Source organism: Dorea hominis, assembly GCF_014287705.1.
Taxonomy (GTDB): Bacteria; Bacillota; Clostridia; order Lachnospirales; family Lachnospiraceae; genus Dorea_D; species Dorea_D hominis.
This window is the reverse complement of record NZ_JACOOY010000002.1, coordinates 186,786-205,537: the sequence shown is the minus strand read 5'-3', so window position 1 is coordinate 205,537 and position 18,752 is coordinate 186,786. Positions and strand designations below refer to the sequence as shown.

Below are 18,752 nucleotides of genomic sequence, written 5' to 3'. Positions count from 1 at the left end.
CTCCTTATTCACTGCAATGATATTCGATATCCCGGATCCATCCGGTCATTTTCATCTCATCATTCGTATAATAGGAGATCATCAGATGCTCTCCGGTAACTTTTAACTGGCCGCCTTTTACCTGCACCCGGACAAGTTCGCCTGTATATTCCAGAATCCCACGGTAGTTCTCCAGCGTAAGCTCCACATTACCGGTTACTGTCAGAACCGACAGCCCCGGAAGTACATCTTTCGGTATCTCTGCAAACTCCATACACACCGACTGCCTTCTTATGGATGTTATTGTAATCTATGCAGATCTTTATTTCAATATGCTCACATCCACGCAAAAAACTTTACTGATCGTTGGTTGCATCCCCGTCTCCGCTCACCGGGATCGCTTCTCCAAGATATGTCGGTTTTGTCTTGCGCAATACCGATACAACGTCTTTATCTCTTGCCAGAAGTTCCCGCAGATCCCGGTACATCTGTCCTGCATAGCGCGTTTCCTTTGCCGGAACTCCGGTCACCTTCATTCCAAGCCCCTTGCCACTGTACAGTGCACGATACAGATGATATTTCTGTGACACAACGATCATATTCTTTACCTGAAAAACCGCCTTTGCACGATACATACTCTCATAAGTGGAAAATCCGGCATGATCCATAAAAATATCTGAAGACGGAATCCCTTTGTCTATGGCATAATCTTTCATAACCTGTACTTCGTCATAGTCTTTTCTGCCATGATCGCCACTCATAATGATCTTGGATGCTGCTCCTTCTTCATAAAGTCTGCATGCCGTCTCCAGACGGTCCCGTAACATAAGCGACGGTGAATTGTCCTTGTGTACGCCTGCTCCAAGTACAAGGATACAGTCTGCTTTTGAAGATTTCACTTCAGATTCCTTTTTGATCAGACCTTTCGTGCTTCCGATCACCCATGCATTTCCAAGAAGTGCTGCAAGAATAACAAACAATCCGATACAGATCAGATTTCTGAAAATACGCAGTATCAATCTTTTTTTCTTTTGTCTTTTCATATACTTCCCCATTTCTTTTTTACTTAACTACAATTCTTTGTCGCCATAGCATCTGAAGAAAACTGCCAATAGCAAATTTTGCATGTGCTGTATTTTAACGTTCCTTAATCATTTGATAATAATCAAGTCCTTCATATCCAAGCCTTTTGTATAACGCGATTGCTTTTTCATTGCACGGTGTTGCCTCCAGGCGGTATCTCTTAGCATCCGGGTATTCTTCTTCTACCCATGCAAATACTTTTGTTCCATAACCTTTGCCTCTCGCTTCCGGTTTGAAGAAAAGTTCTTCTAAGAGAACTGTCTGTCCTCCCGCCTCGTTGCTCCAAGTAAGAGACATATTAAAATATCCGACAACGCCGGTTTCATCTTCCAGCATCAACATTCTCGCATACTGTCGGCTGCGCAGGCATTCCTTAAGTGTTGCCTCAAAATTTTCTTCCGGAACCGTGTGGTCACACGCCGGTCCTTCATAAAATTCCTTCTCCATCGCAAAAAGGACTTCTCTGTCTGTCTCTTTAACATCTCTGATTGTAAACATAAAAACCTCCGATACTTTTCTTATTTCACATCTGTTATATACAGATTCCATACGAATTGTTTCGTACTTCGTACTCTCACAATTCTACCCAATATTCGCATATCGTGAAGCTTACGCTCCACTTTTATGCTCATATCGGGGCGGGGCATTAAGCCCTAAAACTACTCATGTGCAAGCACATCGTAGTTTTAGGCTTTTGCCCCTGGCATCTAACATTATACATGAGTTTATTCCGCCTGTATAGTCTCTTAGACCTTGCATTCTGATTTCTGGATGCTATAATAGTACAAGATATGCATTTACCGAATGAAGGAGGAACTATTTTATGAAATTTATATATCCTGCCATCTTCCGTCAGACTGAAGAAGGCAGCTACAAAGGTTATTTCCCGGACCTGGAATATTGTTACGGAGAAGGGGAGACTCTGGATGACGCCATCGACAGTATCAACGATGCCGGAAAAGACTGGTTGACACTGGAATTATCCGAAGACGAACCACTCATCCCATATGTCAGTGATCTGGAAGATCTGACTTTGGAAGAAGGCGATATTGTCCGCAACATTTCCATGAACATCCGTTTTTATGAAGGATGGGATGAATAAAGAGATAACAGAAAGCATGTAAGATAAAAATCTCTGGAAATAAAGAGCGTGACTGCTCCTGTTTTCCCAGAGATTTTCTTTTATTATTATTTCGTTCAGCGAACTCTTTCACACAATGTTTTGTAAATTTATTTCTGATTTTATTCTTTGAGAATGTAATTTCCATCCGCGTTTGCTTTTATGTGCGTTTGATAAAATTCCTGTATGGCACGTATCATAGAATCCACATCTTTGACACCGGCTGTCTCATATGCGGAATGCATGCCAAGCTGTGGCAGCCCGATATCAACTGTGTTCATGGACACCTGAGCCATAGCAAGATTACCAAGCGTACTGCCACCTGCTTCATCCGAACGGTTTGCGAAAAACTGTACCGGAACACCTGCTTTTTCACAGATCATCTTAAATACCGCAATACTGACCGCATCACTTGTATATTTCTGACCGGCATGTGATTTCACAACAATTCCTTCGTTCATATAAGTACAGTTCGTCGTATCTGTTTTCTGCCTGTAATTCGGATGCACAGCATGTGCATTGTCGCAGCTTAACAGAAAGCTTCCTGCAAGTGCACGGTAAAAATCTTCTTCGCTGTATCCCAGTGCTTGATTTGTGCGCCACAATACATCAAAAAGGAAGGTAGACTTGGCTCCTTGTTTCGTTCCGGAACCGACTTCTTCATTATCAAAGCAGGCAAAGACATTGATATTTTTCTGATTACCGGCTGTCAGGAATGCTTTTGCAGAAGTAAATGCACACTCTAAATCATCCAGTCTCGGACATCCAATAAATTCTTCTTCACTTCCCCAGCGTACCGCTTTCATACGGTTATATAAGAAAAGATCCATTCCATAAATATCCTCTGTTTCTACATCCAGTTCTTTTGCAATGATCGCTTTTATCTCGCCGGATTCTTTTACACTGCCGGACAGAACCGGAAGCATGTCGATCTGTTTGTTGTAGGATTTTCCATCGTTTACTTTGCGGTCCATATGAATGGCAAGACTTGGGATCATAAGCAGATCACGATTAATTTTCACTAATTTTGTTTCAATACTGTTTCCATCTTTTACCATAACACGGCCTGCCAACGAAAGCGGTCTGTCGAACCATGTAGAACAGATCATACCGCCGTATCCTTCTGTGTTGAGCACGGTATACTTTCCAGCGACATTTATCTCGATATTTTCTTTTAATTTGAATGTCGGTGAATCGCTGTGGGATGCCGTCACATGAAAGCTGTATTCATCCAAAGCATTTCCTATTTTCAATGCAATAATGCTGGAATTATTTCTTGTGACATAGTATTTTCCGTCTGGTTCCAGATGCCATTTTTCAGCTTCCTTTAATTCCTGGAATCCATCTTTATCCAGCATGGTTTTCAAATTTTGTACCGCATGGAAAGCGGTCGGTGACTGCTCTATAAAATCCGTTAATTCAGTTATCCTGTTTATTTCCATTTTATTATGCCCTCTCTAATTTTTATTATATACACATCATACAGCAGATCGCATTTTCTCACAAGGACTATTCCCAGACGCAATATATGCTTTCCTTATCTGTAAATCATTTTTATGTTTCACTTGACATCTCACTACTATGTGTTACAATATAGTCAATAGCTACTATGTATTGTAAGGTAGTAAATAAAGAATTTGAAAAAAGGATGGTGATTACAATATGTATGACAAGTCACAGCTTATGCGCGGGACACTGGAAGGTTGTATTTTACAGATTCTGTCTCGGGAAACCACTTACGGCTACCAGATTGTAACCAGCCTTACAGAGTATGGTTTTGAGGATATTAAAGAAGGAACGATTTATCCACTTCTCGTCAGATTGGAGAAGAAGAATTATATTAGTTCAACTCTGCGTCCGTCTCCTCTTGGACCAAGGCGCAAATACTATTCCATTACCGACGAAGGACTTACCTATCTGCATGGATTTATAAACTGTTGGAATCAGGTGCAGAAATCAGTAAATGAAATCTTAAATATGGAGGAATCATTATGAAACTAACAAAGGAAAATGAAAAAATTATGAGAAAAGCAAAACGATATATCCGTACGTTCCCTCTTTCTACTGAAGAGATTCGTCAGATTGAAGAGGACATTACTGGAATGGCATTAGAATCACAGGAACGAGGGGAAGATTTTATGGAGGTTATCGGAAAACCGATTCGGGAATTCTGTGAAGATCTTGTATATTCCATCGGCGGAATGCAGGCACTTGGCGGCAGAAAATTATTGCGAATCAGCGGAATCTATTTTCAGCTTTATGGACTTCTCCCAATCTCAATGGGACTGGTGGCTGTATTTGGTGGTCTTTCTGCGACGGAAATTATTTATTATAATATATTTGCAGCTTATGCTTTCTTTATGGGATATTATGCCGAACATGGCTGTAATACACCAGAAAAGGGAAATAAAATCCTTGCACTTGGACTTATTTTCCTCATATTCATAGCCGGAAATGACATTTATAATGCCATTATGAGTATTGACAGCCCGATTGAAACGGGTGATTGTATTATTTTCCTTTTCGGGTTGATATTAGATTATCCGATGACGCTTATCTATATCATCGGAGCCAGACGTAACCGAGCACACTCTCCAAATGAAATTTAATATACTGCAACGTATAATCTGCTAATGACAGATTATGCATCCGATTCAAAAAGGCGCCTAGATTGCTCTAAGCGCCTTTTTGAATCGAACAGAAAATAAAATTGCCGTAAATGTAACTGCGATCAAATCTGCGACCGGCTCTGCCATATAAACCGCTGTTGTCTGATCCGCGCGGAAGATCTGCGGAATAATATAGATAAGCGGAATCAGAAGCACGAACTTACGTACAACTGCAACGATAATGGATTCCACAGCTCTTCCAAGTGAATTAAACGCCATCTGGCAGGAAATCTGGATACCGAACAGGAACATCACTGCAAGATATACACGGAGCGCTTTTGCTGTAAATGCAACCAGTGCCGTATCTGTTGTGAAGATTCCGGCAAAAATCTGCGGGAAGAACATGACGCAGCCCCATAAAATAACTGCATAGATCATACTGATCTTTAATAGTAATAAAAAGGCGGCTTTTACACGCTTTACATTTTTTGCGCCGTAATTGTAACTCATGATTGGCTGTGCCCCCTGGCCGAATCCCTGAAGCGGAAGCATTGCAAACTGCATGACGCTTGTAAGGATTGTCATAGCTCCAACTGCCATATCTCCGCCGTATTTCTGAAGCGAAGAATTGAAGCATACCGAAATAACGCTCTCACTTGCCTGCATAATAAATGTTGCAGATCCAAGTGCAAGACACGGTAAAATTACTTTCGGTATCAGTTTCAGATTCTCTTTCCGGATACGGATAAATGTCTTCTTCCCACACAGAAAACTCACGACCCAGATGCAGGAAAGAGCCTGCGAAAGTATTGTAGCAAGCGCCGCTCCTCTCACTCCCATACCCAGTAAAAAGATAAACACAGGATCCAGGATGATATTGGCAACTGCACCAATCAAAACGGAATACATTCCAGTCTTAGCAAATCCCTGTGTCGTAATAAATGCGTTCATACCAAGTGTCAGTTCTACAAACAGCGTTCCAAGTGCATAAAGATTCATATAGCTGTTCGCATAGGGAATTGTATTTTCACTGGCACCGAATGCAAGCAGAAGATCCCGATTCCAGATAATCAAAACTGCTGTCAGTATCAGCGATACAAGAATCTGCATTGTAAAGCAGTTTCCTAAAATCTTCTCTGCCGATTCAACATCTTTCTTTCCGAGATAAATGGATGCTCTCGGCGAACCTCCATATCCGACCAGTGCCGCAAATGCAGACACGATCATAATCAGTGGCATGCAGACACCGACTCCTGTCAGTGCCGCCGCACCTACATGTGGGATATGCCCGATATAAATACGGTCCACAATATTGTACAGCATATTGATAATCTGAGCCGCTAGGGTTGGAAGCGCCAGTCTTAATAATAATTTTCCAATTGGTTCTGTTCCTAAAAATTCTTTATCTTCGTTCATGTTCTAACCTTCTGTTCTATATAATCTATATAATGTTGATGTTGTGATGTCTGCAGATAATTACGTACTATGCACTTTCACCACACCTTATCTGATATCATCTTATTTATGATACGGCTCTCCATTGATAATGCGATAACTTCTGTAAATCTGCTCCAGCAAAATGACGCGCATAAGCTGATGCGGAAATGTCATTTTGGAAAAACTGAGTGCATAGTCGGAACGCCTTAACACTTCTCTTCCAAGTCCGATCGATCCGCCGATCACGAATACCAGGTGGCTTTTCCCCTGGATTCCAAGTGTCTCGATCCGGTCTGCCAGTTCCTCGGAAGTTAACATCTTTCCGCTGATTTCCAGCGTGATGACATATGCGTCCTCTTTGATCAGCTTTAAAATCCGTTCGCCTTCTTTTTCGCGGATATTCTCTTCTACTATCTCACTTGCACCATCCGGTGTCTTCTCATCAGCAACTTCCAGAATTTCCAGTTTGCAGTAACGGCTGAGCCGTTTGCTGTATTCTGCAATTGCATCTTTCAGATATTTTTCTTTTATTTTCCCTACGGTTATCACTGTTATTTTCATAGATTTCTTATCTCTCCTTATATCTGATAGACAAAAAGTTCATGCAGCGCCCTTGTCGCACTGATGTAAGCCGCCTGCTTGTAAAGTGGATTGTCACGATGGAAAAATGCAGTGAATACCTGGTCAAATTCCAGCCCTTTTGCCAGATAAAAGGTTGTCACGGTAAGCCCTTTTTCAAACGCAGATGTATTACGGTCAATATAATGATAATTTTCTTCCCTGTCCTTCAAAATCTGACAGACGGTTAAAGCATCTTCTTCTGTCAGTGTTAAAATGGCAGCAGTCTCGTATTTTTCCAGGTTTACATCTATAAGAACCTGATCCAGCAACGCTTCTTTTGAAACAAATGTCTGTTCTGTAACACCCTGTCCATGACGCATCAGAAGTTCCAGCTCCTGATCGCCGCTCAGTGCTCTTGCATACTCTGCGATCTCGACAGTATTACGATAACTTTTATTCATCTCCAGTTTCCTTACTTTCCGGTCAAAAATCTTCGGAAGAAACCGGGTGACATCCTGTTGCTTTTCATCCATTGTCTGCATGCGGTCGCCGAGGATCGTCATTCTGCACGGGAATAACATGGCAAGAATACTGTACTGCAGATAAGAATAATCCTGCATCTCATCGATGACAAGATGTTTGACATTTTTATGCTGTGTGGCTCCGCACAGGCGGTATTTTAAATATAACATCGGATAGACATCTTCATAAGAAAGGATCCTTTTTTCATATGGCAGATCTGGTAATGTTTCATAACCTGCAAACTCCAGAAAGCGGTTATAAATATGATAAATATCACGTTCCATATACATCTGCCCTGCCTTTTCTTTCAGATATTCCTCTTCTTCCTCGGAGAGTTCCCTGCCTCTTAAAGTCACAAATTCATCTTTAAAATAATCCATGACTGCATCCATTCTTGCGAGCAGCGGTGTATTCTGGAATTTGAAATAAAAGAGAGAGATAATTTCACTCTCTGACTTAGTATATCCTTTATAAGAGATCTCTTTCAGATCAACCAGCTCTTCTTCCAAAAGTGCAAGAAATGCCTCCATCATTCCGATGATCTCCGGTGACTGTTTCAATTCATACTGCTTCTTTGCAGCTGCGTCCGGGAACTGCATCTGATGTTCCAGTTCGTCATAGCGGTCTTCACAGTCATTTACAATACTATGCAGTTCTTTGTATGCAAAAAGATCAAAGCTCATCTCCCGGATGTTTTCTTCTCCAAGTTCCGGCAGAATATGTGAAATATAATCTGAAAACACACTGTTCGGCGATAAAATCAGCACATTTGACGCTTTCAGATGTTCTCTGTCATGATACAGAAGATATGCCACTCGATGAAGCGCTACCGATGTCTTGCCACTTCCTGCCACACCCTGGATCACAAGAATCTGGTCTTTGCGGTTACGGATGATTGCGTTCTGTTCCTTCTGGATCGTGCGCACAATATTCTTTAACTGTACATCGCTGTTGCTTCCAAGCTCCTGTTTTAAAATCTCATCATCAATCTTCGTATCGCTCTCAAAGGCATAGATCATTTTTCCCTTACGGATCTTATACTGCCACTTGGATGCAATCTTTCCTGTGATCGTACCGGATGGCGCCTCATAGGAAGCTTCTCCGGCATCATAATCATAGAAAAGTCCGCAGACCGGCGCACGCCAGTCATAGATCAGCGGACACATACCCGCTTCCGGCGCAAAATTTCCGATTCCAATATAAAATGGCTCCGATTCGTCTTCTCCATCATAGATGAAATCCACTCGTCCAAAAAAAGGGGCATCCATGAGCCTTGCAATTCTCTGCTGCATGCGCAGTTTTTCCTGATTTGCATTCACCTGATGCAAAAGTGCCTGCTGATTATCATAATCTTCATATCCATACTGGTCCATCTCGGTATAATTTTCCCAGTAATAGTCATGCATCTGGCGGATCTCCTGTTCCCCGGCAGTCAGATCCTCTTTCAGTTCATCCATCTTTTTATGTAATTTTTCTAATACGTCTTCTAAAAAAAGTTCTCCGTCAAAGCGGATATCCTCAAGGTTCTGTCCCATAGCTGTTCGTGTCCTTTTATTTATTGTAACTTTCTGATATACAGCACTTTTATCCCAGTGCCACATCCAGAATCATCATTAATACGAATCCTGCTGCAAATCCGATGGTTCCAATATTACTGTGTTCACCTTCCGCTGCCTCCGGAATCAATTCCTCAACGACAACATAGATCATCGCCCCTGCCGCAAATGCAAGCAGATACGGCAATCCCGGTGTAATAAAAGAAGCAAATAATACAGTAATCCCACCCGCGATCGGTTCAACGATTCCAGAAAGCATACCATAGAAAAATGCCTTTCCACGTCCATTTTCACTTCTTATTGGCAGAGAGACAATAAATCCCTCCGGAAGATTCTGGATTGCAATACCAATAGACAGAGCAAATGCTCCCGCCAGAGTTATATTGGTATTGCCGCTGACGATGCCGGCAAATATGGCACCGCTGGATATTCCTTCCGGAATATTATGAATCGTTACAGCAAGAATCAGCATCGTTGATTTTTTCAGACTGCATACCGGGCCTTCTGCCTCCTCGCATCCGATGTGCAGATGTGGAATAGCCCGGTCCAGAATCAGCAAAAACAGGATCCCGATAATGAATCCAACCGCAGCCGGGAGAAATGCAAGCCTGCCCATTGACCCGCTCATCTCCATTGCAGGTATCAGAAGAGACCACACAGAGGCTGCAACCATTACTCCCGCTGCGAATCCGAGCAGCGATTTCTGGATCAACGGTTTTAATTCATTTTTCACAAAAAATACGCAAACTGCGCCAAGAGTTGTTCCGATAAAAGGAATGATAAGTCCTAAAAATACAGTCATAAATACTCCTTTCTGCTTGCTGTTTTCATCACGTCATATTTCAAAATTATACCACACCCAGAAAAAAAGACAAGGCACAGAATTACCTGCCCTTGTCTTTTCGTCTTCATAATCTTAATGATTGATATCTGTATAAAACTTTAAGATTTTTATATGTTCTATTTGGATAATGCTTCGTGGATACCTTTTGCTCCCGCTTTACCAGCTCCCATAGCAAGGATAACTGTAGCAGCTCCTGTAACGGCATCTCCGCCGGCAAATACAAATGCTTTGGAAGTCTGTCCGTTGTCTTCTTCGGCAACGATGCATCTTCTCTTGTTTGTCTCCAGACCTTTTGTTGTAGAAGCAATCAGTGGGTTCGGAGAAGTGCCAAGAGACATGATCACTGTATCCAGGTCAATATCATACTCAGATCCAGGAATCTCAACCGGACGTCTTCTTCCGGATGCATCAGGCTCACCAAGTTCCATCTTCACAACTTTCATACCTTTCACCCAACCGTTCTCATCAACGAGAATCTCTTTCGGATTGGTAAGAAGATCAAAGATGATACCTTCTTCTTTTGCATGGTGAACTTCTTCTGCTCTTGCCGGAAGCTCTGCTTCGCTTCGACGATATACAACATGTACTTCTGCGCCAAGACGAAGTGCCGTTCTCGCAGCATCCATAGCTACGTTACCACCACCGACAACTGCAACTTTCTTGCCTGCTGCGATCGGTGTATCATAAGAATCATCAAATGCTTTCATCAGGTTACTTCTTGTCAGATATTCATTTGCAGAGAATACGCCATTTGCAGTTTCTCCCGGAATACCCATAAACATTGGAAGTCCGGCTCCTGATCCGATGAATACTGCTTCGAAGTTCTCTTCTTCCATTAACTGGTCAATCGTTGTAGATTTACCGATTACAACGTTTGTCTCGAACTTAACACCGAGTTCTTTTACTTTCTCGATCTCTTTCTTAACAACTTTCTGCTTTGGAAGACGGAATTCAGGAATACCATATACAAGCACACCCCCGAGTTCGTGAAGTGCCTCAAATACAGTTACTTCATATCCTAATTTGGCAAGATCTCCTGCGCAGGTAAGTCCGGACGGACCGGAACCGATCACTGCAACTTTGTGACCATTGGTCTTCTCAGCTTTTTCAGGTTTAATATCATGTTCCAGTGCATAATCTGCAACGAATCTTTCCAGTTTACCTATAGATACGGCGTCGCCTTTGATTCCACGAATACATTTGCACTCACACTGTGATTCCTGTGGACATACACGTCCGCAGATTGCAGGAAGTGCAGAAGACTCACCGATTACTTTATATGCGCCTTCGATATCTCCTTCTTTTACTTTTGAGATAAATCCCGGAATGTTGATCGATACCGGACATCCCTGGATACATCTTGCATTCTTACAGTTCAGGCAACGTGTAGCTTCTTCCATTGCCTCTTCCTGATTATATCCATAACAAACTTCTTCGAAATTCGTAGCTCTTACTTTTGGATCCTGTTCTCTGACAGGCACTCTTTTTAATACATCTGCCATTAGTTCTCACCTCCGCACTGGCCACATCCACCGTGATGGGTGTCACCTTCCTGTAATTTTAACATCGCACGACCTTCCTGTGTCTTATACATCTGCTGTCTCTTCATAGCGTTGTCAAAATCAACGAGATGTCCGTCAAATTCCGGTCCGTCTACGCATGCGAATTTTACTTCTCCGCCTACAATCAGACGACAGGCTCCACACATACCGGTTCCGTCTACCATGATCGGATTCATACTTACAACTGTCGGGATCTCCAGTTTCTTTGTAAGCAGGCATACGAATTTCATCATGATCATTGGTCCGATTGCGATACAGACATCGTATTTGTTGCCTTCTTCTACAAGCTGTTCGATCTTTGTTGTAACCATACCTGCATGACCATAAGATCCATCATCTGTACATGGATAATAATTTCCTGCAGCTGCCTCCATCTGGTCTTCCAGAATTAAGAGGTCTTTTGTCTTGGAGCCGATGATAACATCCACATCGATTCCATGCTCTTTCATCCATTTTACCTGTGGGTATACCGGTGCGGCTCCGACACCACCACCGACAAATAAGATTTTCTTCTTTTTCAGTTCTTCCAGATCTTCATGAATAAATTCAGATGGACATCCAAGCGGTCCTGTGAAATCGCGGAAATAATCTCCGGCTTTCATCTCTGTCATCTTTGTTGTAGATGCTCCTACCGGCTGGAATACAATTGTAATCGTTCCGGCTTCTCTGTCATAATCACAAATTGTAAGTGGAATACGTTCCCCTTTTTCATCCATCTTAACGATAACGAACTGTCCCGGTTCACAGTGACGTGCAACACGTGGAGCTTCGACATCCATAAGATAAATGTTCGCAGCCAATTTCTCAGCTTTCAATATCTTGTACATCTTTCTTCCTCCTCGAATATAATCCTTTTATCATAATAAAATATTTTTAGAAAAATAGCAAGCAATACATCCTGTTTTTGTACAATTGTTTTGCAGTAATTCTCTTCTTTTGACTATTTATTATAATTATATACTTGTAGATAAACATTTAACATTCATCAAATGCAGCCTGACGGACACATAAATGTTATATTTTTTATATTGCCCTGACGGCGATAAAAGAAGGAAGCGGAGTCAGGTTCCGCTTCCTTCCTTATGTATGGTAATTGGAAAAATGCCGAATTAAAAGTCAACTTCTGTTCCGTAATAAATGCATGTAAATAACTTTTCCATTGTTGCCGGATCGATGGCTCTTGGGTTAGATCCTGTACAGGCATCACCAACAGCATTTTCAGCGATTGTAGCAATCTTCTCTTTGAATTCATCTTCTTTGATTCCGAACTCTTTTAATGTTGCCGGAATGTTAAGTTTTACATTGAATGCCTGGATCTTCTCACACAAACTATTGATCAGTGCCTTTTCTGAAGCTCCCGGAAGTCCTACTTTACGTGCGATCTCCGCATAACGTTTTGCTGCGATCGGATCTTTTGCATTGTATTTGATTACATATGGCAGATACATTGCATTCGCAAGACCATGTGTGATATGACCGGTTGAGAAAACTGCACCCGTCTTATGTGCCATAGAGTGGACAATTCCAAGTAATGCATTGGAAAATGCCATTCCTGCGAGACACTGTGCGTCATGCATCTGTGCTCTTGCTTCCATATTTCCGTTGTAAGATGCCGGCAGGTAATCGAATACCATTTCAATTGCCTGGATTGCAAGTGGATCTGTATATACACAGTTCAGAGTAGATACATAAGCTTCAATCGCATGTGTCAGTGCATCCATTCCTGTATATGCAACCTGTTTTGCCGGAAGTCCTTCTACCAGTTCTGAATCAACGATTGCTACATCTGGTGTGATATTGAAATCTGCCAGAGGGTATTTGATTCCTTTTGCATAATCTGTGATAACGGAGAATGCCGTAACCTCTGTTGCCGTTCCCGATGTAGACGGAATCGCTGCAAATTTTGCTTTCTGTCTTAATTCCGGGAAACTGAACGGTGTGATCAGATCTTCAAATGTAATGTCCGGATATTCATAAAATGCCCACATTGCTTTTGCAGCATCGATTGGTGATCCTCCACCCATAGCAACGATCCAGTCCGGTTCGAACTCCTGCATTGCTTTTGCACCTTTCATTACAGTTTCTACAGATGGATCAGGTTCTACACCTTCAAACAACTGGACTTCCATACCAGCTTCTTTCAAATAACCGACAGCCTTGTCCAGAAATCCCTGTCGCTTCATAGAACCGCCGCCTACTACGAGGATTGCTTTTTTACCTTTTAAATTCTTAAGTTCTTCCAAACATCCTTTGCCGTGATATACGTCTCTTGGTAATGTAAATCTTGCCATTGTTCGCATCTCCTTTTCTTAAGATATATTATTTTGTTAATTCTTTAACGCAATTATATATCTGTTAAAAAAATAACGCAATAGTTTTTTTATAACTTTTTGCACTTATTTTCGTACAATCTTTTTTTCATATCGTCATAACAAAATAGAATGTGCCAAGGCATTTTCTTGCGATGAGTGCTGTTGCTTATTACACTCTGCCATTTCACGTGAGTGCGCATCCTTCTGGAGAGTTTTTACGTAGTAGAAACGAAACTATTACACAAAAAAGGACACATGATAAGCTTCACTTTCCATGTGTCCCTGCTCATTTCTTATATTATCTTTTTGCTTTATTCTGACATCGGTCCTACTCAGAAGCTCCTCCCTTTCCGGTGATCACACGGTTGGAACGGCTTCCGGTTGTTGTATCTGTTCCCAATCCGTCAGTATTACTGTCGGACGTAGATATATCCGAAGAATCGCTGTTGCTTCCGGATATATTGGATGAGGTATCTGAATTGCCCTTCGAGCTGCTGAGATCCAGCACGTAATTACGTGTTGTAACACCACTTGAACGTCCGTCACTGTTTACAAGAATCGCCTTAAACAATGTCTCGCCCTCCGGCATCTTAATCGGCCCGGTATATTTCTTTGAGGATGTTGTCGGTGTCTTTCCATTCATCGTATAGTATGCCGTATATCCATCCGGTACTTTAATTTCAATCGTCTGACTACTTTCGTACTGTCCGGTAGACGGTGAAATAGCCGGTGCTTCCTCAATCGGGAACACAATCTTATACACCTTCTGTGCAGTGCTGCTCGGTATCCCTTTTTTATTGACAGCAATTGCACGCACGTCATTTTCCCCTTCTTCAAGCTGAATCGGTTCTTTGTATTTGTCGCTGTCAAATGTCGGATCCGTTCCATCGGTTGTATAATAAATCGTCATTCCTTTACCGGCGGTAAGTGTCACCTGCTGTACATCATCATATGTCTTTTTATCATCCAGACTGTATGTTGGTCTGTCAATATCATATTCTGACAACTGTTCCTGTACAGAATCATCAGCGTCATCGAAAAGTTCCGGAATCTTAAGTGTCTGGTCTGTATCCAGATAAAACTGGAAACAGGCATCATAAAGGTCCGCATTTCCTGACTGCGAATCAATCGCGTCCAGGAATACATTCTCTGCCTTGTCATCTTCATCCTGACCGAGATATGTCTTTGCAAGACCGCTATAAGCCTCCGGCCGTTGCTTATTCTTTTTGATCGCTCTTTTAAAATAACTTTCCGCTTTTGAATATTCCTGATTCTTAAGTGCATTATTACCACTTCTTACAATTCCCGTATAGGAATTGATGTAAAGTGCATAACTGATACCAGCGATCGCAGCAATACAAAGAATAAGAACAAGAATGACAATCCGGCGCTTTCTCCTAAGTCTTGCCATCTTCTGTTCTTTCTTCTTACGACTCACAGACCTTTTACCGCCTCCGGTACGGTCTGCGATCTGACCGGTACGTCCGGTTCTGCCTGTATTTCCTGTTCTTCCGGTCTGGCGAAGCACCGTAGTTTTACCGGTTGCCCGGATAGATGTATCGCCCGTCACACGCGTATTCATCGTTCGTCTTGTCGTGCGGGCAGATACTCCTGTTATTCTACCGGTTGCGCCAGATCTTCCACTGGTACGTCCACCCGTATTACTTCGGACATCCACCCGGGTACGGTCATATGCCAGATAATCCGGATCTTCTTTCCCTTCATTTTGTTCATCTATCGAAAACCGAACCTGCTCGGTTAACATATCATCAAGAGGATTATAATCAGGAACAATACGGACTTCATTCCCACATGCATCACAATACAACACACCATCCGGTATCTCATGTCCGCAGTATTTACATTTCATGATTCATCATGTCCTCCTCCCTGTATATTTTCTCGAAACTCCACTATTATACTTCAAAGTTTTTCTGCTTGCAACTGGAAACTTATGATTTTTTTGTGATATACTGCTCAAATTCCTCCGCAGACATCAAAATCTTTCGTGGTTTCGTGCCTTCTTCGCCGCCTACAACTCCAGCTTCACAAAGCTGATCCATAATGCGCGCTGCACGATTAAATCCAATCTTAAACGTACGCTGCAACATACCAATAGACGCCTTGTCCTTTTCAATGATCAGTCTTCCGGCCTCTATAAAATGCACATCCGTCTCCCCGGTATCTGCACTTCCGATGCTTCCACTTCCGATCTCCGAAGTATTCACATGGTTTACAACGTTTTCATCATATCCGGAATCATCATTATGTGATTTCAGATACTCCACAACATCCTGCACTTCTTTATCCGTTACAAACGCACCCTGTACTCTGGCTGGTTTCTGATAACCGGACGGGTAGAAAAGCATATCACCTTTTCCAAGCAGTTTCTCTGCTCCGTTCATATCGATGATTGTTCTGGAATCAACACCGGACGATACGGAAAATGCAATTCTTGACGGCATATTTGCCTTGATCAGTCCGGTAATAACATTTACGGATGGACGCTGTGTTGCAACAACCAGATGGATTCCGGCTGCACGGGCAAGCTGCGCCAGACGGCAGATTGCTTCTTCTACATCTCCCGGCGCTACCATCATCAGATCTGCAAGCTCATCTACGATAATGACAATCTGTGGCATCAGAACCGGTTTTGCCGGTTCACCCTCAGCTGGTTCCGGCATTGCTTCTACTTTCGCATTGTAGCCTTTCATATCACGTACATTGTATTCTGCGAATGCCTGATATCTTCGCGTCATCTCCGCAACCGCCCAGTTAAGAGCACCTGCTGCTTTCTTCGGATCGGTCACAACCGGAATCATCAGATGCGGAATCCCGTTATATACACTTAACTCTACAACTTTCGGATCAATCATGATAAGCTTCACTTCATCTGGTCTTGCTTTATATAAAATACTCATAATGATTGTGTTGATGCAGACAGATTTACCGGAACCGGTTGCACCTGCGATCAGAAGATGTGGCATCTTTGCAATATCCGTCACAACAACTTTGCCACCGATATCTTTTCCAGCTGCAAATGAAATATTTGACGGACTGTTCTGGAACTCTGCGGTCTCTAAGAGATCACGGAGCATAACTGCGGAATTTTCCTTATTCGGAACTTCAATTCCGACTGCTGCTTTTCCAGGAATCGGCGCCTCGATACGAATGTCTGCCGCTGCAAGATTCAGTTTGATATCATCGGCAAGCCCAACGATCTTACTAACTTTAACCCCCATCTCCGGCTGTAACTCGTACCGTGTTACTGCAGGACCGCAGCTTACATTCGTCACTGTAACCTGGACTCCGAAATTCTGCAGTGTCTGTTGTAACTTCATTGCGGTCTCTCTAAGGCTTGCATCAGATTCTCCACCTTTATTCTTTCCCCGTTTCAAAAGTGAGATTGGTGGGAACTGATATGCTTTCTTTGATTTTCTCTCTCCGGAAGCAACCGTAGCCGCAACCTGTGCAGTCTCCTTCGCCAGTTCTGCAGCCGCTTCACGTGTTTTGCGCCTGCGCGGTTTCTCTTCCTGAACATCTGCGTCTGCCACTGACGGCATCTCGTTTTTATCAGCCGGCATAGACGCATCATCCCCGCGGTGGATCACGAACTGTGGTTCTGCTGAAACTTCATGCATATCTTCGTGTGCCGGTGTTTGTCCGCCGCCAAGTGTTGTATCAAACGAAACACCTTCCACATGCTTCTCACTGCGCTTACTTTTTCCGACACTCTTTGGTGGTTTCTCTGCCTGGAATTTCTTCTGTTCTAGCACTTCTTTTGCTTTCTGTTCACGCAGTCGCTCCCGCTCTTTACTGCGTTCTTCCCGGCGCTCTTTTGCAATCTTCCTTCTTCTGGCAGAATCTTCTTTTGCTTTGCCGTATGCTCGGTCTCCACTTTCTTTTACTCCCTTAAGCAAAGACTTTCCAGTCATAATGACAAAACAAATGATCATGAAAATAAGAACAACAACATATGTACCTGCGACTCCGATAACCGGTGCCAGTACATTCGTAATCTTTTCGCCGATGATACCTCCGATCTTGTCCACCAGTTCCAGAAGTGCGCAGGTCAGGACAACAAATATAAGTCCTGCCGCTGTCTTTAAATATGCATTTACATTCCCTTTGTTTGAGATAAGAAATGCAACAATTCCAAATAATAGAAACGGAACTACATAGGCAACTGCTCCAAATGCATAATATAATCCGTGGGAAGCCTTTGCTCCCGCCGAGCCGCCCAGGCCGAAATTACTGAGCATGATCAGAATGCTGACTGCCAGTGTCAGCCAGATTGTCACTTCATCCCGCAGGAAACTCTGTTCCTGTTTTTTCTTTTTGGTCTGCCTTGTACTCCTCTTTTTCCTTGACTTTGCAGCCATTTATATTCCCCCTTATTCTTGGCAATACTATTATTAGTATAGCATTATTAAGAAGGGATGTCATTACGTTATTTTGCTCTTTTTTGCTTCTCCTGCGCGATCATTTCATGCAGTTTGCCAAGTGCATCCTTAAGACCCCCAACCGCATCGATCAGACCTTCCCTCACAGCATCTTCACCTTCCAGCAAAGTACCGACATCTTTTACAAGTTCTGTAGGATTGAGCATTAATTTTTCAATTCTCTCCTGACTCATTTTCGAATGATCTGAAAGAAATCGGGTGATCCGATCCTGTGTTTTCAGCATATTGCGAAGGCTCTGTTCCACGCCGATAAACATGCCGTTCGTACGCACCGGATGAACAACCATCGTGCCGCTTGGAACAATAAAAGAATATCTGGCTGATACTGCAAGCGGTCCGCCGATAGAATGGCTGCCTCCAAGAACAAGCGATACGGTAGGCTTGCTGAGCGATGCGATCATCTCTGCAATAGAAAGCCCCGCTTCCACGTCACCGCCCAGTGTGTGCAGAAGCACAAGCAGTCCATCAATCTCTTCGCTGTCTTCTATTTCCGCAAGCACCGGGAGAAGATGCTCATATTTCGTTGCCTTTGTATTGCCTGATACTGCCTCATGACCTTCGATCTCGCCAATAATCGTCAGTAATTTAATCCTGTCTTTCTCTTTATTTGTTCCCAGATCAAGACTCCCCATTTCTTTGATCTGTTCTCTCTCTTCTGACTGCTTCTGATCCATAAAAAACACCTCCATACTTCTTTATTGTTA

17 protein-coding genes are annotated in these 18,752 nt (G+C 42.7%); 3 read left to right on the top strand and 14 right to left on the bottom strand.

Features of this window, described 5'->3' with window-relative positions; genetic code table 11:
* Positions 1-4: 4 nt before the first annotated feature.
* The 3 genes from H8S07_RS02355 to H8S07_RS02345 all read right to left on the bottom strand — a co-directional run bounded on the left by H8S07_RS02355 (position 5) and on the right by H8S07_RS02345 (position 1,560).
* On the bottom strand, positions 5-253 hold the full coding sequence (locus H8S07_RS02355; RefSeq protein ID WP_021861019.1) for a YabP/YqfC family sporulation protein: 249 nt from the start codon (positions 251-253) through the stop codon (positions 5-7).
* An 82-nt stretch (positions 254-335) separates the two neighbouring features.
* Positions 336-1,022, bottom strand: coding sequence for a SanA/YdcF family protein (locus H8S07_RS02350; protein WP_118519346.1), 687 nt, complete (start codon positions 1,020-1,022; stop codon positions 336-338).
* A gap of 94 nt (positions 1,023-1,116) precedes the next feature.
* On the bottom strand, positions 1,117-1,560 hold the full coding sequence (locus H8S07_RS02345) for a GNAT family N-acetyltransferase (RefSeq protein WP_021861021.1): 444 nt from the start codon (positions 1,558-1,560) through the stop codon (positions 1,117-1,119).
* A 325-nt stretch (positions 1,561-1,885) separates the two neighbouring features.
* On the opposite strand from H8S07_RS02345, the gene H8S07_RS02340 reads away from it, so the two are divergent.
* Positions 1,886-2,164, top strand: a complete 279-nt coding sequence (locus H8S07_RS02340; RefSeq protein ID WP_021861022.1) for a type II toxin-antitoxin system HicB family antitoxin — start codon at positions 1,886-1,888, stop codon at positions 2,162-2,164.
* 140 nt (positions 2,165-2,304) lie between these two features.
* On the opposite strand, the gene H8S07_RS02335 is transcribed toward H8S07_RS02340, so the two are convergent.
* A complete protein-coding gene (locus H8S07_RS02335; RefSeq protein WP_021861023.1) occupies positions 2,305-3,624 on the bottom strand; it encodes a M18 family aminopeptidase in 1,320 nt (439 codons plus the stop codon).
* 220 nt (positions 3,625-3,844) lie between these two features.
* Between H8S07_RS02335 and H8S07_RS02330 the strand changes: the two genes are divergently transcribed.
* Positions 3,845-4,177, top strand: coding sequence for a PadR family transcriptional regulator (locus H8S07_RS02330; RefSeq protein ID WP_021861024.1), 333 nt, complete (start codon positions 3,845-3,847; stop codon positions 4,175-4,177).
* Positions 4,174-4,791, top strand: a complete 618-nt coding sequence (locus H8S07_RS02325; RefSeq protein WP_117537207.1) for a DUF1129 domain-containing protein — start codon at positions 4,174-4,176, stop codon at positions 4,789-4,791. Before H8S07_RS02330 ends, H8S07_RS02325 begins: the two co-directional genes overlap by 4 nt.
* Before the next feature lie 57 nt (positions 4,792-4,848).
* Here H8S07_RS02325 and H8S07_RS02320 read toward each other — a convergent pair whose 3' ends face one another.
* The 10 genes from H8S07_RS02320 to H8S07_RS02275 form a co-directional block, all read right to left on the bottom strand.
* Positions 4,849-6,207 carry an MATE family efflux transporter gene (locus H8S07_RS02320; protein WP_118659742.1) on the bottom strand — a complete coding sequence of 453 codons (1,359 nt, stop codon included), beginning with the start codon at positions 6,205-6,207 and terminating at the stop codon, positions 4,849-4,851.
* 102 nt (positions 6,208-6,309) lie between these two features.
* Positions 6,310-6,789, bottom strand: coding sequence for a 23S rRNA (pseudouridine(1915)-N(3))-methyltransferase RlmH (rlmH, locus tag H8S07_RS02315; protein ID WP_021861027.1), 480 nt, complete (start codon positions 6,787-6,789; stop codon positions 6,310-6,312).
* A gap of 17 nt (positions 6,790-6,806) precedes the next feature.
* Positions 6,807-8,846, bottom strand: coding sequence for a HelD family protein (locus H8S07_RS02310; protein WP_186855352.1), 2,040 nt, complete (start codon positions 8,844-8,846; stop codon positions 6,807-6,809).
* A gap of 49 nt (positions 8,847-8,895) precedes the next feature.
* Positions 8,896-9,669, bottom strand: a complete 774-nt coding sequence (locus H8S07_RS02305) for a ZIP family metal transporter (protein WP_186855351.1) — start codon at positions 9,667-9,669, stop codon at positions 8,896-8,898.
* A 158-nt stretch (positions 9,670-9,827) separates the two neighbouring features.
* Complete coding sequence (gene gltA, locus H8S07_RS02300; RefSeq protein WP_021861030.1) at positions 9,828-11,213, bottom strand: NADPH-dependent glutamate synthase; 1,386 nt, start codon at positions 11,211-11,213, stop codon at positions 9,828-9,830.
* A complete protein-coding gene (locus H8S07_RS02295; RefSeq protein WP_021861031.1) occupies positions 11,213-12,100 on the bottom strand; it encodes a sulfide/dihydroorotate dehydrogenase-like FAD/NAD-binding protein in 888 nt (295 codons plus the stop codon). The genes gltA and H8S07_RS02295 overlap by 1 nt, the downstream gene beginning before the upstream one ends.
* 282 nt (positions 12,101-12,382) lie before the next feature.
* Positions 12,383-13,564, bottom strand: coding sequence for an iron-containing alcohol dehydrogenase (locus tag H8S07_RS02290; RefSeq protein ID WP_021861032.1), 1,182 nt, complete (start codon positions 13,562-13,564; stop codon positions 12,383-12,385).
* A 349-nt stretch (positions 13,565-13,913) separates the two neighbouring features.
* The gene (locus H8S07_RS02285; protein WP_186855350.1) at positions 13,914-15,455 is read right to left on the bottom strand and encodes a chitobiase/beta-hexosaminidase C-terminal domain-containing protein; all 1,542 of its coding nucleotides are present in this window, start codon (positions 15,453-15,455) and stop codon (positions 13,914-13,916) included.
* 82 nt (positions 15,456-15,537) lie between these two features.
* A complete protein-coding gene (locus tag H8S07_RS02280; RefSeq protein WP_186855349.1) occupies positions 15,538-17,967 on the bottom strand; it encodes an FtsK/SpoIIIE family DNA translocase in 2,430 nt (809 codons plus the stop codon).
* Positions 17,968-18,035: 68 nt separating this feature from the next.
* Entirely contained in the window at positions 18,036-18,722 is a 687-nt protein-coding gene (locus tag H8S07_RS02275) for a ClpP family protease (RefSeq protein ID WP_186855348.1), read from the bottom strand.
* Positions 18,723-18,752 lie beyond the last annotated feature (30 nt).